Source organism: Helicobacter anseris (assembly GCF_003364335.1).
Classification (GTDB): Bacteria; Campylobacterota; Campylobacteria; order Campylobacterales; family Helicobacteraceae; genus Helicobacter_H; species Helicobacter_H anseris.
Genome location: NZ_NXLX01000001.1, coordinates 39,053 through 62,097, shown reverse-complemented (window position 1 = coordinate 62,097; position 23,045 = coordinate 39,053). Strand labels below are relative to the sequence as shown.

24 protein-coding genes are annotated in these 23,045 nt (G+C 32.4%); 9 read left to right on the top strand and 15 right to left on the bottom strand.

Annotation, left to right across the window (positions count from 1 at the left end; all coding sequences use genetic code 11):
* The first annotated feature begins 90 nt into the window (after positions 1-90).
* Genes CQA57_RS00295 through CQA57_RS00285 form a run of 3 tightly spaced genes read left to right on the top strand, consistent with a single transcriptional unit; the run spans position 91 to position 2,190 of the window.
* On the top strand, positions 91-771 hold the full coding sequence (locus tag CQA57_RS00295) for an RICIN domain-containing protein (protein WP_115578238.1): 681 nt from the start codon (positions 91-93) through the stop codon (positions 769-771).
* A gap of 9 nt (positions 772-780) precedes the next feature.
* Positions 781-1,596 carry a cytolethal distending toxin subunit B family protein gene (locus CQA57_RS00290; RefSeq protein WP_115578237.1) on the top strand — a complete coding sequence of 272 codons (816 nt, stop codon included), beginning with the start codon at positions 781-783 and terminating at the stop codon, positions 1,594-1,596.
* 9 nt (positions 1,597-1,605) lie between these two features.
* Positions 1,606-2,190 carry an RICIN domain-containing protein gene (locus CQA57_RS00285; protein WP_115578236.1) on the top strand — a complete coding sequence of 195 codons (585 nt, stop codon included), beginning with the start codon at positions 1,606-1,608 and terminating at the stop codon, positions 2,188-2,190.
* A gap of 1 nt (position 2,191) precedes the next feature.
* On the opposite strand, the gene CQA57_RS00280 is transcribed toward CQA57_RS00285, so the two are convergent.
* Genes CQA57_RS00280 through serS form a run of 13 tightly spaced genes read right to left on the bottom strand, consistent with a single transcriptional unit; the run spans position 2,192 to position 15,770 of the window.
* Positions 2,192-3,148 carry an A/G-specific adenine glycosylase gene (locus tag CQA57_RS00280; protein WP_115578235.1) on the bottom strand — a complete coding sequence of 319 codons (957 nt, stop codon included), beginning with the start codon at positions 3,146-3,148 and terminating at the stop codon, positions 2,192-2,194.
* Positions 3,149-4,534, bottom strand: a complete 1,386-nt coding sequence (locus CQA57_RS00275; protein ID WP_115578234.1) for an FAD-linked oxidase C-terminal domain-containing protein — start codon at positions 4,532-4,534, stop codon at positions 3,149-3,151. It abuts the gene before it with no gap.
* A complete protein-coding gene (locus tag CQA57_RS00270) occupies positions 4,524-5,384 on the bottom strand; it encodes a plasminogen-binding N-terminal domain-containing protein (RefSeq protein ID WP_115578233.1) in 861 nt (286 codons plus the stop codon). The genes CQA57_RS00275 and CQA57_RS00270 overlap by 11 nt, the downstream gene beginning before the upstream one ends.
* The gene (locus CQA57_RS00265) at positions 5,384-5,992 is read right to left on the bottom strand and encodes an NUDIX domain-containing protein (RefSeq protein ID WP_115578232.1); all 609 of its coding nucleotides are present in this window, start codon (positions 5,990-5,992) and stop codon (positions 5,384-5,386) included. The genes CQA57_RS00270 and CQA57_RS00265 overlap by 1 nt, the downstream gene beginning before the upstream one ends.
* Complete coding sequence (locus CQA57_RS00260) at positions 5,989-7,149, bottom strand: peptidoglycan DD-metalloendopeptidase family protein (RefSeq protein ID WP_115578231.1); 1,161 nt, start codon at positions 7,147-7,149, stop codon at positions 5,989-5,991. Before CQA57_RS00260 ends, CQA57_RS00265 begins: the two co-directional genes overlap by 4 nt.
* Before the next feature lie 53 nt (positions 7,150-7,202).
* Positions 7,203-7,769, bottom strand: coding sequence for a ComF family protein (locus CQA57_RS00255; protein WP_115578230.1), 567 nt, complete (start codon positions 7,767-7,769; stop codon positions 7,203-7,205).
* The gene (gene tmk, locus CQA57_RS00250) at positions 7,770-8,324 is read right to left on the bottom strand and encodes a dTMP kinase (RefSeq protein WP_115578229.1); all 555 of its coding nucleotides are present in this window, start codon (positions 8,322-8,324) and stop codon (positions 7,770-7,772) included. It abuts the gene before it with no gap.
* Positions 8,315-8,803 carry a pantetheine-phosphate adenylyltransferase gene (coaD, locus tag CQA57_RS00245; protein ID WP_115578228.1) on the bottom strand — a complete coding sequence of 163 codons (489 nt, stop codon included), beginning with the start codon at positions 8,801-8,803 and terminating at the stop codon, positions 8,315-8,317. Before coaD ends, tmk begins: the two co-directional genes overlap by 10 nt.
* Positions 8,796-9,344 carry a UbiX family flavin prenyltransferase gene (locus CQA57_RS00240; protein WP_115578227.1) on the bottom strand — a complete coding sequence of 183 codons (549 nt, stop codon included), beginning with the start codon at positions 9,342-9,344 and terminating at the stop codon, positions 8,796-8,798. The genes coaD and CQA57_RS00240 overlap by 8 nt, the downstream gene beginning before the upstream one ends.
* Complete coding sequence (gene flgA / locus CQA57_RS00235; protein ID WP_115578226.1) at positions 9,341-10,006, bottom strand: flagellar basal body P-ring formation chaperone FlgA; 666 nt, start codon at positions 10,004-10,006, stop codon at positions 9,341-9,343. The genes CQA57_RS00240 and flgA overlap by 4 nt, the downstream gene beginning before the upstream one ends.
* Positions 10,007-12,049 carry an ATP-dependent helicase gene (locus CQA57_RS00230; RefSeq protein ID WP_115578225.1) on the bottom strand — a complete coding sequence of 681 codons (2,043 nt, stop codon included), beginning with the start codon at positions 12,047-12,049 and terminating at the stop codon, positions 10,007-10,009. It abuts the gene before it with no gap.
* A gap of 3 nt (positions 12,050-12,052) precedes the next feature.
* On the bottom strand, positions 12,053-14,476 hold the full coding sequence (locus tag CQA57_RS00225) for a tetratricopeptide repeat protein (RefSeq protein WP_115578224.1): 2,424 nt from the start codon (positions 14,474-14,476) through the stop codon (positions 12,053-12,055).
* Between the two features lie 10 nt (positions 14,477-14,486).
* Entirely contained in the window at positions 14,487-15,770 is a 1,284-nt protein-coding gene (gene serS / locus CQA57_RS00220) for a serine--tRNA ligase (RefSeq protein ID WP_115578223.1), read from the bottom strand.
* 121 nt (positions 15,771-15,891) lie between these two features.
* On the opposite strand from serS, the gene glyQ reads away from it, so the two are divergent.
* Both glyQ and CQA57_RS00210 read left to right on the top strand, forming a co-directional pair.
* Positions 15,892-16,794: a glycine--tRNA ligase subunit alpha gene (gene glyQ, locus CQA57_RS00215; RefSeq protein WP_115578222.1), complete on the top strand. Its 903-nt coding sequence runs from the start codon at positions 15,892-15,894 to the stop codon at positions 16,792-16,794.
* Positions 16,775-17,413 carry a tetratricopeptide repeat protein gene (locus CQA57_RS00210; protein WP_115578221.1) on the top strand — a complete coding sequence of 213 codons (639 nt, stop codon included), beginning with the start codon at positions 16,775-16,777 and terminating at the stop codon, positions 17,411-17,413. Before glyQ ends, CQA57_RS00210 begins: the two co-directional genes overlap by 20 nt.
* Here CQA57_RS00210 and CQA57_RS00205 read toward each other — a convergent pair.
* Both CQA57_RS00205 and CQA57_RS00200 read right to left on the bottom strand, forming a co-directional pair.
* Entirely contained in the window at positions 17,410-18,774 is a 1,365-nt protein-coding gene (locus tag CQA57_RS00205; protein ID WP_115578220.1) for an L-serine ammonia-lyase, read from the bottom strand. The two genes, CQA57_RS00210 and CQA57_RS00205, sit on opposite strands and share 4 nt — an antisense overlap.
* Before the next feature lie 24 nt (positions 18,775-18,798).
* Positions 18,799-20,040 carry an aromatic amino acid transport family protein gene (locus CQA57_RS00200; RefSeq protein WP_115578219.1) on the bottom strand — a complete coding sequence of 414 codons (1,242 nt, stop codon included), beginning with the start codon at positions 20,038-20,040 and terminating at the stop codon, positions 18,799-18,801.
* A gap of 249 nt (positions 20,041-20,289) precedes the next feature.
* Here CQA57_RS00200 and CQA57_RS00195 point away from each other — a divergent pair, with 249 nt between their 5' ends.
* Genes CQA57_RS00195 through arsB form a run of 4 tightly spaced genes read left to right on the top strand, consistent with a single transcriptional unit; the run spans position 20,290 to position 23,027 of the window.
* Positions 20,290-21,255, top strand: coding sequence for a permease (locus CQA57_RS00195; protein WP_115578218.1), 966 nt, complete (start codon positions 20,290-20,292; stop codon positions 21,253-21,255).
* Positions 21,256-21,265: 10 nt separating this feature from the next.
* Entirely contained in the window at positions 21,266-21,598 is a 333-nt protein-coding gene (locus CQA57_RS00190) for an ArsR/SmtB family transcription factor (RefSeq protein ID WP_115578217.1), read from the top strand.
* Positions 21,595-22,017: an arsenate reductase/protein-tyrosine-phosphatase family protein gene (locus tag CQA57_RS00185; RefSeq protein ID WP_115578216.1), complete on the top strand. Its 423-nt coding sequence runs from the start codon at positions 21,595-21,597 to the stop codon at positions 22,015-22,017. The genes CQA57_RS00190 and CQA57_RS00185 overlap by 4 nt, the downstream gene beginning before the upstream one ends.
* Positions 22,011-23,027: an ACR3 family arsenite efflux transporter gene (arsB, locus tag CQA57_RS00180; RefSeq protein ID WP_115578215.1), complete on the top strand. Its 1,017-nt coding sequence runs from the start codon at positions 22,011-22,013 to the stop codon at positions 23,025-23,027. Before CQA57_RS00185 ends, arsB begins: the two co-directional genes overlap by 7 nt.
* The last annotated feature ends 18 nt before the right edge of the window (positions 23,028-23,045 follow it).

Below are 23,045 nucleotides of genomic sequence, written 5' to 3'. Positions count from 1 at the left end.
ATTTTTAGAAATATCTATTTTTATTTTTTATTCCATCTTTTTACTATACAATCTCAATTTGTATATTTTAAAAATTGGGAGCTTAAATAGATGCAAAAATACAACAAAATATTCACCACTCTTTTGATGAGTTTAGGTTTAATGGCTTACCATATAAATGCCATTGAGCCTACCCCACCATCAAACAAAATAGAACGCACAGAAGCTACAAAACAAGGATTAGAAAATCTCAAAGGTTATAGAAAAATCGCTCAGACAAATTCAGTGCCTACTCTTACCTCTTCTTCAAATCCACAAGACCCCATCGATATTACAGGAACAGTTTCTATTGTAAGCATCAGCGCAGGGCTTCTGACTATTTGGGGAACAGCTCCAGGGAATTGGATTTTTGGTTTTGGTCCTCGTGATGCAGTGGGTATTGGCAGTATAACTGATTGGCAAGTCATCACAGGATCAGATGGCACCCTACAATTCAAAAACACCATTACGCGCACTTGTCTTGCAGGATATGTAAATGGCGTGATTCATGTAGAATGCAACCCTAATGATTCACACCAAAGATGGAAAATCAATCACTTTGAAAATGGAGCAGTCCAGTTACAAAATGCCGCTTATGGCACTTGTATGCAAACTCCACTTTTTAGACACACTGTCTATTATCAAATCTCTTTAGTGCAATGCGCACAACCAGGAGTGCAAAACTCTGATCAACAATGGGCTATCATTCCTCCGCAAGAGGGTTCAGCACCACTGATTAGACTAAAAAAATAAAGGATAAAAATGAAAAAAATATTACTTTGTCTTTTTTTGTTAAGCAATGCAATTTTTGCAAATATTGAAGATTTTAAAGTAGGCACTTGGAATCTACAAGGTGCATCAGCAGGGACTGAGAGCAAATGGAATGTAAGTGTGCGTCAGCTCATCTCTGGAGAAAATGCCGTGGATATTTTACTTGTGCAAGAAGCAGGAAATCTACCTCAAAGCGCAACCCCAACTGGCAGGGTAATCCAACCAGGCGGAACCCCCATAGCAGAATACACTTGGAATCTAGGCTCTATCTCCCGTCCGAATAATGTTTTTATCTATTATTCAAATATTGATGTTGGGGCAAGAAGGGTAAATCTAGCGATTGTTTCAAGACAGCAAGCAGAAGAAGTATTTGTTATCAATCAAACAACTATCACTACGGGCTTCACAAGACCTGCGATTGGTATTAGGATTGGCAATAGCGCATTTTTTAATGTGCATGCATTAGCAAGAGGCGGTAATGATGCTCCAGCACTTGTCACAGCAGTGCATGATCATTTTAATGGAAGACCAGAAATTACTTGGCTTATTGGTGGAGATTTCAACCGCAATCCAGCAGAATTGCAAGCAGGATTAGATCGCAGAGTTTTAAATAATATCCGTATTTTAGATCCCAGAATCCCTACTCACAGCGGAGGAAGAACTCTTGATTATGCATTGATTGGCAATACCCCTACGCAAGGCGGTGCTTTAGGACCACTTCCAGCATTAGTAGCCCTTTTGATGAATGCAGCACTCAAAAGCTATTTAGCTTCAGATCACTTTCCTGTGCGTTTTGGAAAATTTTAAGGAGTTTTTATGCTAAAAAAAATTTTTACAATTACTATACTTTTTATTAGCACGGCTTTTTGTCGTGATTTACCAGAAGACTTACCAGACTATACTCCATTATTTGCCTTGCGTAGCATCTTCTCAGGAGATATTCTCACAATAGATCCAAATCCAGAAGATCCTACAAATCTTAATTGGAGAATAAGAGAGGTAAGACAATTGCCAAAAGGCTTGGAAAATAGGGATAAACTCAAAGACAAGCTCCCACCTCTAGGATATATCCAGTTTCTAAGACCCTATGACAGCTCTTTGTGTCTAGCCATAGGTGAAGATGGACTTTTTACACAAAAAGGTTGCGATGATGATATCAATAGCGGAAAGTTTGAAACCGTATTTTCTATCATTCCTACAATAACTGATGCGGTGCAAATACGCTCTCTTGTAAATGATAGCGATGAGTGTATTGGTATTTTTGATAATCCTCACTTACAAGGTGGTAGGGCTTATGGTCTTTTGCCTTGTGATTTTGATCCTGTATTTTCCATCAGCCTTAGAGTGCTTATCGCAATTGCTCCACCTTACCTTCCTTCAAAGGTAATCACTCCTAAATAAATTAAAAGCTTAGATTTTCTAAGCTTTTTTTCTCCAAAACTTTTAACACTTTAAGACTAAGGCTACTCATAGGGTATTTTTCACTATCTTTTTCAATCATTTGTGTATCAGTAGGCTGTGCAGATAGATGATAAAGTAAAACTTGGATTTTATATTTTGTCCTTGTATGCTTAAGAGTTGCAAATGCTTGCCTATCTTTTGGGGAGATTTCAGGAAAACTAAAAAGATGATTCCATTTTTCATCTCTTAGCATTGCCACACGCCCATTTTGCTCAAAGATTCCCAAATGCATTTGAATTTGCTCATAAGATATTTGTTTTTTTAAAGTGTGTTTTGAAATCTCATTTTTTCCTTGACAAAAATCATATAAAGGGCAAATATTACATCTAGGATTTGAAGCAATACACACTAAAGCCCCTAAATCCAACAATGCTTGATTGTGATTGAAAGAATCTTTTGTATTTAAAAATTTTTGTGCAAATTCTTGCAGTTGTTTTTCTTTTGGATTTTGAAGTGCAAAAAATCGCATCAAAAACCTTTTGATATTTGTATCAAAAAATGCCACACTTTGCCCAAAACCAAAGCATAATATCGCACCAGCAGTATATTCTCCGATTCCTGGAAGTTTTAGTAATGCTTCTTTTGTATTTGGTAAAGCTTCTTTTAGAATCTTGGCAGTTTTTAAGAGATTTTTGGCCCTTGAATAATATCCAAGCCCAGCCCACAAAACTAAAACCTCATCTTCACTTGCCAAACTCAAAGAATGCAATGTTGGAAATCTTTGCAAAAAACGCTCATAATAGCCAAGCACACTACTTACTTGGGTTTGTTGCAACATTATCTCACTGATATATACCCCGTAACTCCCATTAACAAAACCTAAGTTTCTCCAAGGTAAATGTTTTCTTCCACAAACATCATACCATTGCAATAATGCCTTATGCTGTTTTTCAAACAACTATAATCCCATCTTTTTTGGATTTAAAATATTATTTGGATCAAAAGCTTTTTTAAGATTCCTAAAAAGCTCCATTTCTGCATCACTAAAGGCTAATTTCATAAATGGGGCTTTACTCAACCCTATTCCATGCTCTCCGCTCAAAGTCCCCTCTAATTTAATTGCCAACCTAAAAATCTCTTCAACCGCTTGATACCCTCTCTCTAATTCTGCATTATCTTGCGGATTTTCTACCATCACATTTGTATGCACATTGCCATCCCCAGCGTGCCCAAAACAAGCAATTTTAAAACCATATTTTTTACCAATCTCTTCTATACCTTTAAGCAAAGACGGGAGATTCCCTCTTGGCACCGTAATATCTTCATTTAGCTTTTTTTTGCCATAAATACTGATACTTTGTGAAGCGTTGCGACGCATAGCCCAAATTTCTTGAGCCTCTGTTGTATTCTTTGCGATATGAGATTCTAAGCACTCATTTTGTGAAAAAATTTCTTGAATCTTTTGAATCTGATAATCCATTATTTCAGGGATTTCTCCATCAACTTGAATAATCAAAATAGCCTTAGCATCATCTCTAAAAACTCTATGCATTTTTTTTTGCACAGCTTTTAATGTCAAGGTATCCAAAAACTCCATTGCCACAGGTGTAACCCCGCTTGATAAAATCTTATATACTACATGCATACAAGAATCAATACTTGCAAAAAGTCCTAGCATCATTTGAGTAAATTTAGGTTTTACTCGCAGTTTGAGTGTAATTTCTGTAATAACTGCTAATGTCCCCTCGCTTCCACACAAAAGGCCACTAAGATTATAACCTGCAACATCTTTAATGGTTTTTTTTCCTGTTTGAATGATCGCACCATTTGGTAAAACTGCTCGAAGTGCCAAAACATAATCTTTTGTAATGCCATACTTTACTGCTCGCATACCTCCAGCATTTTCACTCACATTGCCACCTAGTGTGCTAAAATCTTGAGATGCGGGATCTGGGGGATAAAACAATCCCACTTTTTCTACTTCATTTTGAAAGGTTTTATTGATAACTGCAGGCTGCACTCTTGCAAGTAGATTTTTTTCATCAATTTCTAAAATCTGATTGAAATATTTTTCCATTGCAAGCACCACACCACCATTTGCACAGATAGCACCCCCACTCATACCACTACCAGCACCGCGAGGCACTACTGGGATAAAATTTTCATTACAATAACAAAGAATCTTAGAGATTTGCTCTTCATTTTTCGGAAAGATAACACATTGAGGTTCAAAACTCTCTCGTGTAGAATCATAGGCATAGCTTTTAAGATAGATAGCATCATCCTTGCAATCTTCTTCACCAACAATACTTCTAAAAAATACGATATGATTTTTATTTAGCATTTTTAGCTTTTTCTTGTGTCCTTTTTTGCTCTTCTTGCTTTTTTAGTGCTTCTTGTTGCATTTTTTCTTGGAGTTTCTTTTTTTCGATTTTTTGCTTTTCTTCTAACATTAAAGGCTGATATGGGATATTTGGGTGCAAGAGATTTGTATAATACGCAAAATAATATTGTGCTTTTTTAGATTGCAAGAAACTAAACAAGGTGCCGGATTTTACCTCATCGATTCTAGAATAAAATGGCACTTGTATCTCCTCAACATTGCTTGTATCTAGCGCCTTAGAATCCAAAATCTTAAAACTTTGACAATCAACAATATCCAAAGCATTTTTATTTACAATATATACAAGTCCAACACTATAAGCATTACACACATCTCTAAAAAATAGTTTGCTAGGATCGTATTCTCCATAACTAAACAAATATCCAAGCAATAAATCTGAACTTAAAAAATCAACATCTTGGTATTCTTTTTTTATTTTGTCATAAAAATCTAAGTTAGGTGCCACTAAAAATGCTTTTTTATTTAGACTTCTAAATACAACCTTATCACCTTCTTTTGGCTGTATATTTGGCTTTGGAAGATAAATTTGCTTTAACGCATCAAAGGATTTTAACCTTGCTATGGCCTTGCCATCTTGACAGCACCCAATCACTTCTGCTTGAGCAATAATACTAGAATAATCGCTCAAAGTTGCTATCACAAAACCACTTTCCCCAATATCCAAATCCTTTGCATCAAAAGTAATTGTATTTGCTTCTTTGTCTATGCTAATAATTTTTGTTTCAAACTTATCCTGCAATCCCGCAAAAACAAAATAAAAACAAAATAAAAATCCTACCAATAATCTCATTATATTTTTCCCTTTGATTTATAAGAGTAATGATACCAATGTATTCCTAAAAATAAAGAAGTTGTTTTCTGAAAACTCTCATCAAAAATAAACTCCAAAGAATCTTCTAAAGATAAATATAAAACTTCAATACATTCATCTTCAATACCACCTCCATCATTTACCCTACACGCATCATTAACTTCAGCAAAATATAAAAATTGCTTGCTTCCACTCATTCCTGTAGAATTTAAAAAACTACCTATAAAATGCAATTGACTAGGCAAGATTTCATATCCACACTCTTCAAGCACTTCTTCTGAAGCAATTTCCTCTAAACTCTTATTTTTATCAGCAAGCCCTGCACATAATTCATAAGTATAACCATCTTTAGGATTATTAAAAAATACTGCTGGTCTAAATTGCCTTACAATAACAAATGCTTGCTTACTGCTATCAAAAAGCAAAATACTTACGCTATCAAAAGATTTTACGATATCCCATTTTTTATTTTTATGATTTTCTTGATAAAACATACTAATGGGTTTAACATATACAGATTCGCCCAAAGGCTCATAAACAATGCTAGAAAAATCTACTTTTTTTATCGGGGGCTTAAAGAATTTCATTGGATACTCTCTGTCATCACATATCCCTTTTTTTCACTAAAATCATAGGAATTTATCAAAGAATCTAAAATCTCTTTTTGCTGATTTGCAAAAATCAAAAATTCCTTTTTCTTAGAACCTTTTAATTGGTTTTTCTCTGTTCTTACAATCCCCAAAGGATCAATTGGCTTATTGTTTCTATAAACCCCAAAATGCAAATGAGGTCCTGTGCTCATACCTGTGCTACCCACTCTACCAATCAACTGCCCTTTTTTTATCCTAGCTCCAACAAAAGCCTTAGGATCTCTTTTGCTCATATGAGCATATAAGGTTCTAATACCATCTCCGTGTGATATTTCTACCACATTGCCATATCCTCCACGATACCCAGAATAAACTACTTTGCCACTAGCAGAAGCATAAATAGGTGTGCCATGTGCCGCACTCAAATCCACTCCATAATGCGGTCTTACTTTTTTTAAAACAGGATGCCACCTTCCATAAGAAAACTTTGAGGAGATTCTACGATACTTAACTGGCATTTCCAATAAAAAGCCCGCAACTTCCCTCCCCTTCAAATCATAAAAACTATCCTCAAAACCAAAGATATAATGAGCTTTTTTATTTGTTTGCACAATGGCTGATTGAATCTCTGGCGTAGAAAAGGTCCTACCTAAACGATATTTTCTTGTATAAGTAAAAGCAAGCTTGTCATCTTTTAGCATATATTTATGAAAGTCAATGCTTTTGCGATATGTATTGACAAATTCTGTTGCCAATACAATATCTTTTGTATGCTCTAAAATATCTTGATAGGGAGATTTCTGAACAGAGACAACAAGAGTATTTTTATGCGTTGTATAAACTATTGGAATAAAATCTAGTGCATATTCCTTATTGGGATTTTGATAGATATGTATTTGCATATCCTCGCTAATAGGAATCAAAGCTTGCAATACTTTTTGATTCTCATCTTTTAAAAGATAATAAACTGAACCCACTTGTATTTCACTTGCAAGCTCTTTATCTGTCGCAGAGAGATTATAATAGAGCTTTAGAGGTAGGTGATTTTGCTCTAAAAATGTCAAAAATGAAAGCCCACTGCTCCAAACTATACGCTCACCCACTGCTCCAAAACAATAAAAACATAAAAAAAAGATTAAAGCAAAAAATCTCATTCTATTCCTTAAAGAAGGAAAGATTATATAAAACTTTAGCTAATACTCAAGTTTTAAGAGCTTGCATCGCTTAAGACAAGTGCAAACAAAACACGATTATTGTTTTTTTCTATAATATTTTTGGCTTCTAAAATACTAGTTCCTGTGGTAATAATGTCATCAAAAATCACAAGATTACGATTTTTTACTTTGAAAGAAAAATTCTTGGGATTATTTTGCCTAAAAGCAAGACTTTTTCCTGCATATTGAATCTTATTCCTTGCATTCAACTCTCCATAAATAGGCTTGATTCTTGAAGAAAAGTTTTTTAAAAGAATCCCTGTATGCGAATAACCTTTTTTTGGATTATCATCAATTCCCACTCCATAAACTTCTGAAAAAGAATCACTAAGATTTTGTGAAAAATATACACTTGCCTTCTTCGCTAAGATATTAAATACACGACTACCAATAGCATAGTATTTGGTATTAAGCAAAAAAGCAATATCTTCGTAAGAATAAAAACTATAAACCTTAATATCCCCGACTAATCTTATTTTTGGTTTTAAAATCAAAAACTCTTCTTGACAGGTTTTGCAAATGATTCTAAAACTCCATTTTCTACAAATAAGACAACGCATTTATAAAAATGCAAGGATTTTTTTGTGCAATGCCTCAATACTCTCTGAGGCATCTAAAATTAAAGTTTGTAATTTTAAGTGATGCGTAATTTCAAATAAATAATCTTGAATTTCTAATAAATAATCAATGCCTCTTTGTTCAATACTATCATTTGATTTATTACCAAGCCTTTTTTTTAAAAGCTCTGCATTTGTTTTAAATAAAACAACCTTATCTGGCAAAATATTTTGCATTGCAAAGAGATTATACTCTAAGGCATTTTGAATATTTTTTGCATAGGCAATTCCTGATATCAAACTTCTATCTGCAATAATAATTTCATTTTTATTTGGAATAATTACTTCTGCGCAATGTTGCGCCCTATCTGCCAAAAATAAAAAAAATTCTGTTTTGCTATCTAGATTCTTGCTTCCTAAAATCATTTCTCGAATTTTGGCTCCAAGAAAGCTTCCGCCTGGTTCTTTTGTAAAAATTGCATTAGGCAACAGAGGTTTTAAAAGTTCAATCTGCGTGCTTTTACCACAAGTATCTATACCCTCAAAAACTATGTACATACAAATCCCTTACTCTTGATATACCCAAAAACACACTCTGGTAATAAATGAGAAATCTTACCTTGATGTTCTAAAATATTTCTTATTACAGAAGAGCTGATAAAAGCATTTTCTAAGCTTGGCATAAAATAAATAGTTTCTATATTATGATTGAGTGAAACATTAGCATAGCTCATTTGTAGTTCATACTCAAAATCACTCACAACCCTAAGACCACGAACAATAATATGTGTATTTTTTTGTTTTGCAAAATCCACCAATAATGTATCAAAACTTTCGCATTCTACATTCTTCAAATCTTTAATTGCTAGTTTTACCATCATTTCTCTATCTTTTATATCAAATAGAGGTTTTTTGTTTTTTGATACCGCAATCCCAACAAAAACCTTATCAAAAATCTTACTACTACGCTTGATAATATCAATATGCCCATTAGTCAAAGGATCAAAAGTCCCTGGATAAATTGCAATATTATGCATCACTACCCCATCTTTTATAAAGATTATGTTTTATATCTAATAAGTCTAGCCATCTTCCAATAATAAAATTTTCCATTTCACATAGATTCTGCACTTTTGCATAATATCCCAATACAGGGGGTGCAATAATAGCCCCATTATTTGAAAGCTTTAACATATTTTCTAAAGCAATAGATGCAAAAGGAATTTCTCTTGGTGCAAGCAAGAGGGGTTTTTTCTCCTTAAGCATTACAGAAGCACTCCGTGTAATTAAATCATCAGCTATGCCACAAGCTATCTTTGCAAGCTTATTCATTGAAGTGGGGATAATCGCCATTTTATCAACCCCAAAACTCCCAGAAGCAATGCAAGCACCCATATCTAAAGAATCTAAAACTTCAACATGACTTGGAAGTTCAAAAGAAATCTTTTCTTTTTCAAAAACCTTTCTTGCCCCCCTGCTAATTACTAAAAATACTTGTAAATCCATAGGGAGATTTTCTAAAAATCTCATACCCAATTGCACACTACTTGCGCCACTAATACCCAAAACAAATTTCATAAAATCTTTCCATTTCCATCAGATAAAACTTTTACTCTTACAACTTTTTTTGTCTCTGGATTTATTGCCTCAATAATAGAATCTTTAATTCCATTTTCCTTTGCAATCAAAACAAGTTGGATAACCACATTGCCTTCTGAATATGTCGCTAAAAAACTTTCATTTTTTCTAATCAAAATCTTTGATTCGATGTGATAGTTATAAATTATTGTTTGATTGGGAATAAAAATCTTAGCACTTACATTGCCAACCTCCCCTATACCCATAGGTATGCCATTAAGCTCTTCAATGGAAATATTTTTAATCATCACATCTTTAGTCATAATATCTTGAGATTTTTTGATACCCACTTGAGTATATACCACATTTAAATTGGCTTGTATTTTATATCGCAATAAATGTTTATAAGTTTGATTATTAAAAGTAAAAACAATCAAAACCTTTCCTGATGCCAGAAAAGTTTTATTCTCCAAAATAATATCTTTGATTTTTACTTCATTGATTTGCGTATCTGGATTTAAATCTAAGATAATATCAGCAATTTTGATTTGATTATCTTTATAAAAGCTCTCATATTCTTTTTTAATCTGTGATTTAATCTTTGCGATATTTTCACCAAAGATAAATTGCACTAACAATAAAAAAATAAAATACTTTTTCATCTAAATCCTTTGTACAAAAGCACTCATAATTGGCTTTCTCAATCCCCCAAAATTTATTACTAAAATTGTATCATTTCCTGATTTTTTTATATCCTCAATTCTCCCCATACCAAAAATTTTATGACTTACCACCTCGCCTTTTTTAAAATCACTATCTTGTTGTTCAAGGCGTTGTTTATTCTTTAATAATCCTGATTCTTTAAAAAAAGGAGAAACCTGCAATTGTGTTCTTTTGCCCTTATAGAATCTAGAATCAACATAAGATATAAATAATTTTTTCTTAGCTCTTGTAAAAGCTACATACGCCAATCTTCTCTCTTCTTCCAAATCACTCTCCTCTCTATCTAATGGAAAGAAGCCATTTTCTAAACCTATTACAAAAACATAATCAAATTCCAACCCTTTAGCCGTATGAACACTCATACACTGCACACAATCTTCTTGATAATTATCTAGATCTGAATGCAATGGTATATTGTTTAAAAAATCTTCCAATAAATCATTGGGATTGTTTAAAAAATAATCTCTAAACAATCCAACAAACTCATCGATATTGCCCACTCTATCTACATTCTCTTGAATCTTGGCATAACTTTGCACAATATCAATTCTCTCTAAAAGATTGCGTATTAAAATTTCTGGTGTTTCTAAAAACTCTCTTAAATCTTGCAAGATTCCAAAAAAATCTCTTAAGGTTTTTAGATTTTTTTCACTTATATAATCATTATAGGCACCATCGCAAAAAACTTCATAAACACTTTTGCTCTTTTGCTTTGCTAAATCAAAAATTTTTTCTTGAGTTTGCTTACCTATACCTCTTTTTGGCTGATTTATTATACGCTCTAAAGAAAAATCATCTTTTGGATTGATAAGATATCTCAAGTAAGATAAAACATCTTTTATCTCTGCCCTCTCATAAAAACGGATTGTCCCTACAAGTTTGTATTGCAAACCTAATTTATTCAACCCCTCTTCCAAGGCCCTAGATAGAGCATTTAGCCGAAATAAAATAGCTATTTGATCAAGTCTCACACCTTCTGATTTTAGTTTTTCAATCTTCTTTGCAATACATAAAGATTCTAAATTTTCATCCAAATTATGCAAAATCTCTACACTATCTCCTGAGCCATTCATACTTTTTAGTGTTTTGCCGATACGATTAGCATTATGTGCAATAAGTGTATTGGCTACCTCCAAAATTTCAAGAGTAGAACGATAGTTTTCTTCTAATTTTATTAGCTTGGCATTTTTAAAATTTTCTTGAAAATCTAGAATATTTCTAATATCCGATCCCCTCCAGCCATAAATACTTTGATCATCATCTCCAACGACACAAATATTCTGATGTGCTAAGCATAATTTTTGCAGAAGCTTAAATTGTAAAAAATTGGTATCTTGATATTCATCCACCATAATATATGCATATTTTTGAGAAATCTCCATCGCCAAATCTTCATTTTTATCCAAAATCTCATAAGGCAGCAAAATCAAATCATCAAAATCTACAAGATTTTGTTCCTGCAAGGTCTTTTGATAATCTAAATAAATTTTTCCAACAATCTTTTGATTCTTATCCCTTGCTTCAATTAAAAAAGCTTCTGGTGTAATGAGATTATTTTTAAGATATGAAATCATATAATCCACATAACCCAAAGGTAAAGTTTCATTCATTTTCTTTAAGATCTTTTTTCTATCATCAGAATCAATTAAAACAAAATTAAATCCTCTTTGCAAGTAAGATATATAAAACTTCAAAAAAAGCAATCCAAAACGATGAAAAGTGCAAAGCAATGGTGGGGCTTGCAATCTTTGTTTCAACAATCCTAATGCTCTATCTCTCATCTCCAAGCTTGCTTTATTAGTAAAGGTTAGAGTTAATGTCTGACTTGCAGGCACTCCCACCTCATCAATTAAATATGCAAGCCTTGTAGTAAGTGTCCTTGTCTTTCCACTACCAGCACCAGCTAGTATAAGCAATGGATTGTCAATATGTCTTATGGCTTCAATTTGAGAAGAATTAAGCCCTTCAAAAAGATGATTCATTTATTACTTTTTAGAATCTAATATTTTTTGTGTATCAATTTCAAAATCAAAGAAACTTGAAGCAAATTTCTTTCCTGCTATCATTGCATAATGCGAAGCTGCGGCTTTAAAATTTCCAGCTTGCTGATATAGCATACCTAATACAAATTTTGTTTCAAAATTTGTTTCTGCATCCATTTTTGATAATTGCAACAATAATGCAGCATTATCATAATTACCAGTCCCTATCAAAGCCACTGCACTTAGGAATTTTGTCCGCGTATCACTCTCTCCTAAATTATTTATTAAAGTATCATAAATCGCATAGGCTTGATCAAACTTATGTTGATAAAGATTTATTAACGCTAGAGCCTGTAAGATTCCATTTGGACTTTGTAATGAAGCTGTCAGTTTTTCTTTTAAATGATCTTCTTGGATTTTCAAAGAACCAGTGATAAATCCAATATACGCATAAAGTTGTCTTGCTAAGGCAGGTCCATTATAAACTCTTTCCAAGTTTAAAGGATCTTTTGCAATCATATTGTAAAGTTTTAGAGCATTTTGCTTAAAATTTGCATCAATACCTTGAGCGAGATTTTTAATTGTCTTTATAATCAAATCATCATGATAAAGCATATCAAGTTTTTCAAAAGCTTGGTATGTATCTGAAAAATTCTTAGTTTGGATACCAAAAGCCCCTTTTAAAGCATAGTAAATAGGTAATTTATCTCTTGCTTGTTCAATCCAATCCATATCATCTGCAATACTTTGATTTAAATAGCTAAAAAAAGATAGTAAAAATTTTCTTTTAATAGGGTCATTTGCTCCAATATGATCAAAATCCTGTGTAATATCCTTTTGCATTCTCTGAGTATCTTTATCTAAAAACCTTGATGCCAAAATTGCATACAGCCCAGATTCAACATTATTAGAATCTAAATAATATGCCTTGACAAAATGTTTATAAGCATTCTCCAAATCATCCATTTGTGCATATACAAGGCCTAAATCATAATGCAATATTGCATGATTTGGATTACTATTTGCAGCTTTTTTTAAAATTTTTAATGCTTGACGCAAGTTATTTTTATAAATTGCTACAAGAGATTGAGCAATATCCTTATTGATTTGCGCAATCGTCTTACTCTCTACAAGCTTACCTTCAGAAGCAGTTACATTATAATTTGAAAAAATGCCACTCTCGCGCAAAATATCCAAAGTTTCTGCGACATTAAATACCTTAAAGGGTGCAAAATAAAATAAGATTCTATCTGCAATATAGTGGTTACCCTTGAGACTATTTGTTGCAAAATCCCTCTGAGCAAGCTCAACATCAAAAAGCCTTTTTTGCAAAACAACTTTAATGGGATAAATATCATTAACTTTCTGCATTACTGCTTTATCATTACTTAATTGATCTAAAAAATTAGAAGCTTGATAAAAATCATAAGTTTTTAGATACAAAATCTGCAAAGCCATTGTAGCTTCAAAATCTTTTTGATTATTTTGCAAATATCTTGTCAGATAACTCTTTGCCTTATCATATTCTCCAATTCTTGCATACAAAAGAGATAGATTTTTATAATCTTTTTTCTCATCATATTGATTTTCAAGAGCCAAAATTGCATTTTTATTATCATCAAAAACCAAAAATGTTTTTGCTGCAATCTCAGCACTCATAGGAATATAAGAATCAGTTATAGGATTTGTAATACTTGATAAAGCTGCAAAATAATTTTGATTATAAAAATTTACAAGAGCATACAAATAAGAATAAAAAGGTTTTTGATTTTCTTCTGGTAATTTATTAGTTGCTAGCTTTAAATAATGCAAATAAAGTTTTTCATCACCCATGTATCTTGCACTAATAGCAGCATTTAAAGCACTTAAACTTACATTTTCTCCTGAGTTTAATGATTTTTCAAATGATTTTAAAGCATTACTATAATCTTTTTGTTTAATTTGCAAAACACCTAAATTATAATTCGCCAACGCTTGTGAAAAAGTAGCCACTTTATCAAAAATATTTAAGGCCTCTATTTTATTTCCGCTATCATATAAAACATTAGCCTTTTGAATCAAAGCATTGATATTTTTATCATCAATTTTTGAAAGACTTGTCTCCACCTTTGGCAAAGAATGCAAAAACTCCGCAGTAATCTCTATATCTTCTTCTGTTGTTTGTTTTTCTTGTTGAATCTCAACCTTATGACTTACCTTTTGTTTTTTACCAGAAAAAACAAAAACAAGCACCAATAACAAAATAACAATAAAAGCACCAAAACCACATAAAATAAATATTTTTTGCTTTTTTTGCAGTTGTTTAAATTTTTCTAAATATAAGAAAAAAATCTCTTGCAGTTTTTGCAAAGATATTTTTTTATTTGATGTTTGTTGCGAAACATTGTCTCCATTAAAAGAGCTAATTTCTTGTGTTTCTTTTGCCATTGTGTCTATATTATAAATAAGGTTTTAATGCTTCAGGAATATCAATACTACCATCTGCATTTTGATAATTTTCCATCAAAGCAATTAAAGTTCTACCTACAGCCAAAGAAGAACCATTTAATGTATGCACCAAAGTATTCTTTTTACCATCTCTAAAGCGTATTTTTGCTCTTCTTGCTTGAAAATCTCGAGTATTTGAAATAGAGCTGATTTCTCGATAACAATTTTGGCCTGGTAGCCACACTTCAATATCAACTGTATTGCTTGCACAAAAGCCAAGATCCCCTCCACATAATTGAACAAGCCTATGTGGCAACCCCAATGCTTGTAAAATACCACTTGCGGTTTGTATCATCTTTTCTTGTATGCTATCACTTTCCTCTGGTTTAGTGATAGCAACTAACTCCACCTTATCAAATTGATGTTGACGTATCATTCCTCTAGTATCCCTACCTGCACTTCCAGCCTCTTTTCTAAAACAAGGTGTTTGAGCTGTTAATAATATTGGCAATTCTTCACTTGACAAAATCTCATCGTGATATAAATTAGTCAAGGTAATTTCTGAAGTAGAAATTAAATAAAAATTTTGTTTTTTTACTTCCTCACCAATATCCAGTGGATCTGTATTTCCATCTACACGAAACATATCTTCTTCAAACTTTGGTAACTGTCCTGTCCCAAAAAGCATTTTTTCATTTACAATTACTGGAGTGCTAACCATCTCAAACCCTGCTTTTTGATTATAATCAAGCATAAAGTTAATAAGCGCTCTGTTTAATTTAGCCCCCATTCCCCTAAGGACTGAGAATCTGCTCTTTGCTAACTTAACACCCCTTTCAAAATCAATCCACCCATTTTCTTGCGCAAGCTCCCAATGCTCTTTTGGTTTAAAATCAAATTTTTTTGGTTCTAAAATCTTTTTTAAAACAACATTATCTTTCTCATCATCTCCGCATGGTGTTTTTTCATCTGGAATATTTGGAAGCGTAAAAAGTAATTTTTCTAATTCATCTTCACATTTTTGAACAACCTCTGTTGTTGCTATGATATTTCTTTTATTGAGATCCAATTCCTTCTTTAAAACTTCTATATCTCCTCCGCTACTTTTATAACTTCCAAATAGCTTGGATTTTTTATTTTGCTCAGCCTGTAATGCTTCTAAATCTTGCTTTGCTTTCCTATAAATCTGTGCCTTATCTTTTAATTCTAATAAAAGCTCTGTATCCACTTTTTTTACTTGCAATTTTTGATTGACAAAGTCAAAATCATTTAACAAAAGTCTAATATCTATCATAATACAAACCTCATTGCAAAAAACTAAACTTATTCTAACATAAAAGAAGTATTTTTCACTCTTGTAAGGTAGAGGTTTGTTATAATTAGAATCACTAAACTTCAAGTTTTAAGGTATTTTTATGAAACCAACCTTTTCAGATATTTTGCTTAAACTTCAAGAATTTTGGAAATCTCAAGGATGCATCATCGTTCAACCTTATGACATTCCTGCTGGTGCTGGAACCTTTCATCCAGCCACGTTGTTAAGAAGTCTTGATAGCAAACCTTGGTCAGTCGCCTATGTAGCACCTTCAAGAAGACCTACAGATGGTAGATATGGGGAAAATCCCAATAGGCTTGGAAGCTATTATCAATTCCAAGTACTTGTCAAACCTAGCCCAGAGAATATTCAAGAGCTCTATTTAAAAAGCTTAGAATTTCTAGGTCTTGATTTAAAAAAACATGATGTTAGATTTGTTGAAGATAATTGGGAATCGCCAACACTTGGTGCTTGGGGGCTTGGCTGGGAAGTATGGCTTGATGGTATGGAAATCACACAATTTACCTACTTTCAACAAGTTGGAGGAATAGCTTGTGACCCAGTAGCAATAGAAATTACTTATGGAGTAGAAAGATTAGCCACATATATACAGCAAGTAGATTCTATTTTAGATATCCAATGGGGAGTAAATACACAAAATAAAACAATTTCTTATGCTGATGTCCATCTACAAAGTGAATACGAATTTAGCAAATATCACTTTGAAATTGCAGATACTAAAATGCTTTTTGATTTTTTTAATATGGCACAAAATGAAGCAAAAAGATGCCTAGAAGCAGAACTTCCTCTTCCAGCATATGATTTTACAATGTTAAGCTCACATTTTTTCAATGTTTTAGATGCAAGAAAGGCTATCTCAGTTTCTCAAAGACAAGAGTATATTCTAAAAATTAGAGAATTAGCAAAATCCTGCGCAACTCTCTATAAGAATCAAGAAAGCAATCGCGAAGAAAGATTGATAAATGCTACTCAAAAATCTTAGCTTAATTATCTTATCAACCCTACTACTTTTTGCAAAATCTAAAGAAGATTATCTGCAAAAAGCAGTAGAAGCCTACAAAAAAGAAAACTTTCTTACTGCAAAAGAATACTATACAAAAGCTTGCGAATCTGGAAATATGAGAGGATGTAGCGGTCTTGGAACAATTTATGAAAGAGGTCTTGGAGTTATAAAAAATCTCCTAAAAGCAAAAGAGTATTATGAAATGGCTTGCAATAATAAAGATTCTTTTGGATGCTTTCATTTAAGGATTATTCAGGAGGGGGATTTGGCTATTGATTATTATACAATTTTATGCGACGATGACAATGGAGCTGCGTGTCTTAGGGTAGGAAATATCTATTATAATGGACTTAATGTGCCAAAAGATAAAAAAAATGCTGTGATTTATTACCAAAAAGCCTGTATTTTGAAAAACGCACAAGGCTGTTTTAATTTAGGGATTTTATATCGCAATGGAGAAGGAGATTTAGAGACCAATCCAGAAATAGCGCTCGCATATTTTTATCTTGCAAAACAATATTTATCCATAGATTGTAAGAAAGGAGCAATCCCTTCTTGCAATCTACTCAAAAGTATGGAAGCATATCAATTGAATTAGGAACATTTTCTCTTAAGAACTTCAGCCAATCCGCCCAATGCTGTTTCTTTGTATTTTAGATTCATATCCTTGCCAGTTTGATACATTGTTTCAATCACTTGATCCAAATCCACGCTTGGAATACTCTCTCTATTCATTGCCATTCTAGCAGCACTTATAGCCTTCAATGCACCAAAAGCATTACGCTCGATACAAGGAATCTGCACTAAACCATGCACAGGATCACAAGTTAAACCCAAATGATGCTCCATTGCTATTTCTGCAGCACAACATACCTGCAATGCATTTCCTCCCATAACCAAAGCAGCAGCTCCAGCAGCCATAGAACTAGCAGATCCTACCTCAGCCTGACAACCAGCCTCTGCACCACTTATAGAAGCATTTTTCTTATATAAAGAACCTATTGCCATTGCGGTAAGCAAGAAATCTACAACAACATTGTCATTAAAGCTTGATCCCATTTGATCTCTCATGTAGAGCAATACCGTTGGGACTATCGCACATGCACCATTTGTAGGGGCAGTTACCACCTTACCTCCAGCAGCATTTTCCTCAGCAATTGCAATGGCATAAAGCGAAATAGAATCTAATAAACTTAAAAAATCACTACGCTTTTCAAAAGATTTTTTAAGCTCAAGAGCACGACGCTTTAACTTTAATGGGCCAGGCAATATATCTGTGGTAGGATGAGAACCATTTGTATAAGATTCCTGCATAACTTGCCAAATTTCAAGGCAATAATCTCTAATATATTGCTCTGTATGGAATTGTTTCTCAAAATCCATAGAAATCTCTGCAATATTTTTGTTATATTTTTCGCAAAGTGCCAAAAGTTCTTTTGCACTCGAAAAATCCAAATCAAGTTTTTCTGTCTTTGCATCAGTGCTAGGATTTTTTAACTCTTCTTCTGTGGCGACAAAACCACCACCGATAGAATAATAAACTTGGGTATCTATCAATTCTTGCTTATCATTAAAAACACTTAGCTTCATACCATTTTCATGAAGAGGCAAGAAATCATTATGGAATACAACATCTCTATCATAAATAAAATCAATCAGCTTAAAACCGCCTAGATTGATTTTATTTTGTTTTAAGGCAAGATCAATAGCATCATCTTTAATTTTTGGTGTCAAGTCTCTTGCCCTTAAACCATTTAACCCAATAATGCAAGCCAAATCACTTAAATGCCCCTTGCCAGTCAATGATAAAGAACCATAAAGCTCAATCAAAACTCTAACAATCTCATCTTTTTTATTTTCAATTTTCTGACAAAAAAGATTTGAAGCCAACATAGGTCCAACAGTATGAGAGCTAGAAGGACCAACACCTATTTTAAAAATACTTAAATTGCTACCCATAGCAAACCCCCTTTGGGCAAAAAATTAAAACAACTTGTATATAGCTGTTGAAATTGCAATTAAACCAAAAATTAAGATAACAAAATCCACAGCTGGGGTTTTATATTTTGCTAATTTTGGAAATTTGTAAATTGCATAAAGTGGCATAATGTAAAGTATGATAGCCAAAATAGGACCTCCTATACTTTCGATAATATCCAAAACATTTGGATCTTTATATGCCACAAGCCAAGCAACAACAAAAGTAATAATTCCTGTGATGCCATTTGCTAATTTTAATGACATCTTATTATTTGAAGCATAAAATAAGATTCTATTCAAACCTTCTTTTGCCCCTAAGTAATGCCCAAAAAATGATTTGCCCATTGCAACAAAAGCAACGATTGGAGCAAGCATTGCAAATACCTTCATATCTTCAAAATGATTTGCCAAGTAAGACAAAATAGGTAGATTTTGCGCTTTTGCAACCCTGAAATCTTCAGGACTCAAACACATTGCACAAGAAAAAACAAAAAACATAACAACCACTACCATCAAAATATTGCTATAAGCAATAATTTTTGAAGCTTTTTTATCCGCATTATCTCCATATGTCTCTTTACAGTGAACAGCAAGTGAAGAGATAATAGGTGAATGATTAAATGCAAAAACCATTGTAGGAAGAATAAGTAGTAACACTACCCAAATACTCTGGCCATCTACATTTGGCTCAAAACTAATATTTTCAAACAAAACTCCATTCCATTTTGGTATTAACCATAAGGCACTAATTACAAGAATTGTAATGAAAGGAAAAACAATTGCTGACATAGTTTTTACAACAACCTCTTCCCCAAAATTAACTACTGTCATCAAGGCTGCTACAATAACAAAAGATAAAATCAAACGATTTGGCTCTGCATAACCAAGCTGATGCATCATAAAACTGCTCACATTATTTGTAATTCCTACGCTATAAACAAGCAATATAGGAAATATTGCAAAGAAATAAAGCACAGTAAGAGTAAAACCTCCTGTTTTGCCAAAATAATTTTGACCAACCACTGTAATATCATCACTCTTTTCAGAACCACCCAAAACAAAACGACATAATGCCCTATGTGTAAAGAATGTTAACGGAAATGCCAAAACAAGCATTACTAATAAAGGTATCAAACCTCCCATACCAGCATTTATAGGCAAAAATAAAACTCCTGCACCAATTGCTGTACCAAAAAGACTAAGCATCCAAACCGTATCTGTTTTATTCCACTTGTTAGGATTCATTCTATCTCCTTATGTTTCTTAATATTTAACACAATCTAATAATAATTGGTTTTTTATAGAAAACTTCCCAAAAGTAAAATTTTTATTAGTAAAAGTAAAAAATAATGTTACAAAATGTATCTATTCATATCCCCTATTTTTAAAAAAGATTACTTGAATCTAATATATAAAATTTTAATATATCAACATATATTGATATATTAAAATAATTATGCTTTAATTCCATAATTTTACTAACAAGGAAATATTATGATTCCTAAAATATTAAATACTTTACAATATTTTATTTTTCTTTTTTTAGAAATTTCACTACTTTTTATCTTTATTTCAATTCTTATAACAATTCTCAATCACCGCTACAGCCATCTACTTGAAAAACACTTAAAAGAAGAAACTCTTCTAAGTTATATAAAAGCATTGTTACTGGGCATATTAACGCCTTTTTGCTCGTGCTCCACAATACCCCTATTTAATGCCTTCTTAAAAAATGGTATCCCGCTTGGAATCTGTAGTGCCTACCTTTTTATCTCCCCGCTTCTAAATCCTATTATCCTTATCATGTTATTAACTACTTTAGGCATTAAGATTACTTTTTTATACACACTATTTTTATTGGTTACAATTTTAGCAATAGCAATCATCATCTCCAAACTCAACCCTAAGAAACTTATTTCCAATCATTCTAACCTCACTCAAAATGCTTGTTGTAAAAAACCATTTAGTACCACAAAAACAATAGAAAATCCCTCAGTTCTCCTAAAACCCAATAAAATTATCCATAATTCCAAGCAACCTCCTCTACAAAAACCCTCCGCCTATAAAAACATAATCTTTGAAACCCTCAAGGATTATAAAAAAATGTTACCCTATATTATTATAGGCATGGGTATTGGTGCTTTGATACATGGTTTCATCCCCCAAAACTTCTTAGAAAACCAAATTAAAGAATATGGGCTTGTTGGTATTGTGATTGCTCCAATTATAGGAATATTGCTTTATATCAGAGCAGAAGCAATAATACCCATAGGATTAAGTCTCATAAATATCGGAATCTCTGAAAGCATTGTAATGAGTTTCTTGATTGCTGGAGCTGGCTGTTCTTTGCCTGAACTTATTTTATTAAAACAAAATTTTAGTTTTAGATTTTTAGCAATTTTTATTAGCACAATTTTGATTATTTCCATAAGCTTTGGCATATTACTTGAATTCGTCTAAAGGAGAAAGAATGCAAAATAATCTAGAGAATTTTTTAAAAATTAGCGGAGCTATAAATGATGAAAGCAGGGTTTTAATTTTGGCATTTTTGAAGCAAAATGGAGAGCTTTGCGTATGTGATTTGCAAAAATCTTTAGGAATGATTCAATCAAGACTTTCTCGACATCTAAAAATTTTAAAAGACGCAGGTTTTTTATCATTGCAAAGAAAAGGTGTATGGGCATATTATAAAATCCAAGAAAAGCCACATAAAACCTGTCAAGATCTTTTAGATTCTATTGAAGCACTAAAACTAAAATTACCTCCATTAAAAACAATCACTTGCACAAAGGATAAAAAATGAAAATAGCTTTTATATGCATACACAATAGTTGTCGCTCTCAAATGGCAGAAGCCTTGGCAAATTTTTATGCTAAAAAAATGCAACTGGATCTAGAAATTTATTCTGCTGGTAGTGAGAAAAGTCGCTCCATACACCCTAAGGCGATTTATTTTCTTGCTCTAAACTATGGTATAGATATGAGTAATCATTATGTAAAAACTATCGATACTTTACCAAAAGATATTGATATTGTAATTTCTATGGGATGTGGGGTAAAATGCCCTACCCTTAGGGGAAAATACTCTTTTGATTTTCAGTTAGAAGATCCTAGTAATTTTGATGATACAGCCTTTCAAGAAAGTATAAAAATTTTAGAATCAAAAGTAATTGCGCTACTAGAATCCATCAAAAATAACACTTTAGGAGATTTTAGATGCTAGGCTTTTTTGATAAATTTTTAACTTTATGGATTTTTTTATCTATTTTTATAGGTCTAGCTCTTGGGATAATTTTTCCAAATATATCCAACTTTTGGAGTATTTTTGAATACCAATCCATCAATATGCTTTTAATGCTATGTCTTATTACAATGATGTATCCACCTTTGGCAAAAATTAGATATCAGCAAATTTTTAAAATATTTAAAAACAAAAAATCTCTTTTGCTTGCTTTAATACTAAATTGGATCATAGGTCCTATCTTGATGTTTGCTCTTGCTATCATTTTCCTGCATGACAAAATAGAATTTATGCAAGGAATCATTCTTATTGGACTTGCAAGATGTGTTGCTATGGTGGCAGTCTGGAGTGATCTTGCAAAAGGGGATAGAGAATATACTGGCGCATTGATTGCTCTTAATAGTATTTTTCAGATTCTATTTTTTTCTAGTTTGGCATTTATTTTTTTACAACTATTACCAAATTATTTTGGTTTTACATTTGACATAAAAACATCAAATATCTCAATGCAAGAAATTGGCAAAAATGTGTTAATTTATCTTGGTATTCCTTTTATTATGGCCATCTTTAGTCGTATTATTTTCATAAATACAAAAGGGAAGCAATGGTATCAAGAAAAATTCTTACCAAAAATTAGTCCTATCACACCCATTACTTTAATTTTTACCATTATCATTATGTGTTCTTATCATTCAAATCAAATTTTTGAAATGTCTCTTAATACTCTGCGTATTGCCCTACCTTTGATTTTTTATTTTATTTTAATGTTTTTTATCTCTTGGTATTTATGCAATAAAAATAAGTTATCATATCCACAAGCTTGCTCTATATGTTTTAGTGCTAGCGGAAACAATTTTGAACTAGCAATTGCAATTTCCATAGGATACTATGGTATCGCATCACCACAAGCTTTTGCAACAATAATAGGCCCGCTCATTGAAGTTCCTGTCTTAATCCTGCTAGTAAAATGGATTTTGAAGAGATATAAATAAACCCTTCAAAATCTAGTC

Bases quoted from the DNA above. Each gene is read 5' to 3' on its own strand.
- CQA57_RS00255 (WP_115578230.1), bottom strand. From the start codon at position 7,769: ATGCGTTGTCTTATTTGTAGAAAATGGAGTTTTAGAATCATTTGCAAA.
- tmk (WP_115578229.1), bottom strand. From the start codon at position 8,324: ATGTACATAGTTTTTGAGGGTATAGATACTTGTGGTAAAAGCACGCAG.
- CQA57_RS00290 (WP_115578237.1), top strand. From the start codon at position 781: ATGAAAAAAATATTACTTTGTCTTTTTTTGTTAAGCAATGCAATTTTT.
- arsB (WP_115578215.1), top strand. From the start codon at position 22,011: ATGCTAGGCTTTTTTGATAAATTTTTAACTTTATGGATTTTTTTATCT.
- CQA57_RS00260 (WP_115578231.1), bottom strand. From the start codon at position 7,149: ATGAGATTTTTTGCTTTAATCTTTTTTTTATGTTTTTATTGTTTTGGA.
- CQA57_RS00205 (WP_115578220.1), bottom strand. From the start codon at position 18,774: ATGGGTAGCAATTTAAGTATTTTTAAAATAGGTGTTGGTCCTTCTAGC.
- CQA57_RS00225 (WP_115578224.1), bottom strand. From the start codon at position 14,476: ATGGCAAAAGAAACACAAGAAATTAGCTCTTTTAATGGAGACAATGTT.
- CQA57_RS00240 (WP_115578227.1), bottom strand. From the start codon at position 9,344: ATGAAATTTGTTTTGGGTATTAGTGGCGCAAGTAGTGTGCAATTGGGT.
- serS (WP_115578223.1), bottom strand. From the start codon at position 15,770: ATGATAGATATTAGACTTTTGTTAAATGATTTTGACTTTGTCAATCAA.
- CQA57_RS00285 (WP_115578236.1), top strand. From the start codon at position 1,606: ATGCTAAAAAAAATTTTTACAATTACTATACTTTTTATTAGCACGGCT.
- CQA57_RS00185 (WP_115578216.1), top strand. From the start codon at position 21,595: ATGAAAATAGCTTTTATATGCATACACAATAGTTGTCGCTCTCAAATG.
- CQA57_RS00230 (WP_115578225.1), bottom strand. From the start codon at position 12,049: ATGAATCATCTTTTTGAAGGGCTTAATTCTTCTCAAATTGAAGCCATA.
- coaD (WP_115578228.1), bottom strand. From the start codon at position 8,803: ATGCATAATATTGCAATTTATCCAGGGACTTTTGATCCTTTGACTAAT.
- CQA57_RS00275 (WP_115578234.1), bottom strand. From the start codon at position 4,534: ATGCTAAATAAAAATCATATCGTATTTTTTAGAAGTATTGTTGGTGAA.
- CQA57_RS00200 (WP_115578219.1), bottom strand. From the start codon at position 20,040: ATGAATCCTAACAAGTGGAATAAAACAGATACGGTTTGGATGCTTAGT.
- CQA57_RS00195 (WP_115578218.1), top strand. From the start codon at position 20,290: ATGATTCCTAAAATATTAAATACTTTACAATATTTTATTTTTCTTTTT.
- flgA (WP_115578226.1), bottom strand. From the start codon at position 10,006: ATGAAAAAGTATTTTATTTTTTTATTGTTAGTGCAATTTATCTTTGGT.
- CQA57_RS00295 (WP_115578238.1), top strand. From the start codon at position 91: ATGCAAAAATACAACAAAATATTCACCACTCTTTTGATGAGTTTAGGT.
- CQA57_RS00270 (WP_115578233.1), bottom strand. From the start codon at position 5,384: ATGAGATTATTGGTAGGATTTTTATTTTGTTTTTATTTTGTTTTTGCG.
- glyQ (WP_115578222.1), top strand. From the start codon at position 15,892: ATGAAACCAACCTTTTCAGATATTTTGCTTAAACTTCAAGAATTTTGG.
- CQA57_RS00190 (WP_115578217.1), top strand. From the start codon at position 21,266: ATGCAAAATAATCTAGAGAATTTTTTAAAAATTAGCGGAGCTATAAAT.
- CQA57_RS00210 (WP_115578221.1), top strand. From the start codon at position 16,775: ATGCTACTCAAAAATCTTAGCTTAATTATCTTATCAACCCTACTACTT.
- CQA57_RS00265 (WP_115578232.1), bottom strand. From the start codon at position 5,992: ATGAAATTCTTTAAGCCCCCGATAAAAAAAGTAGATTTTTCTAGCATT.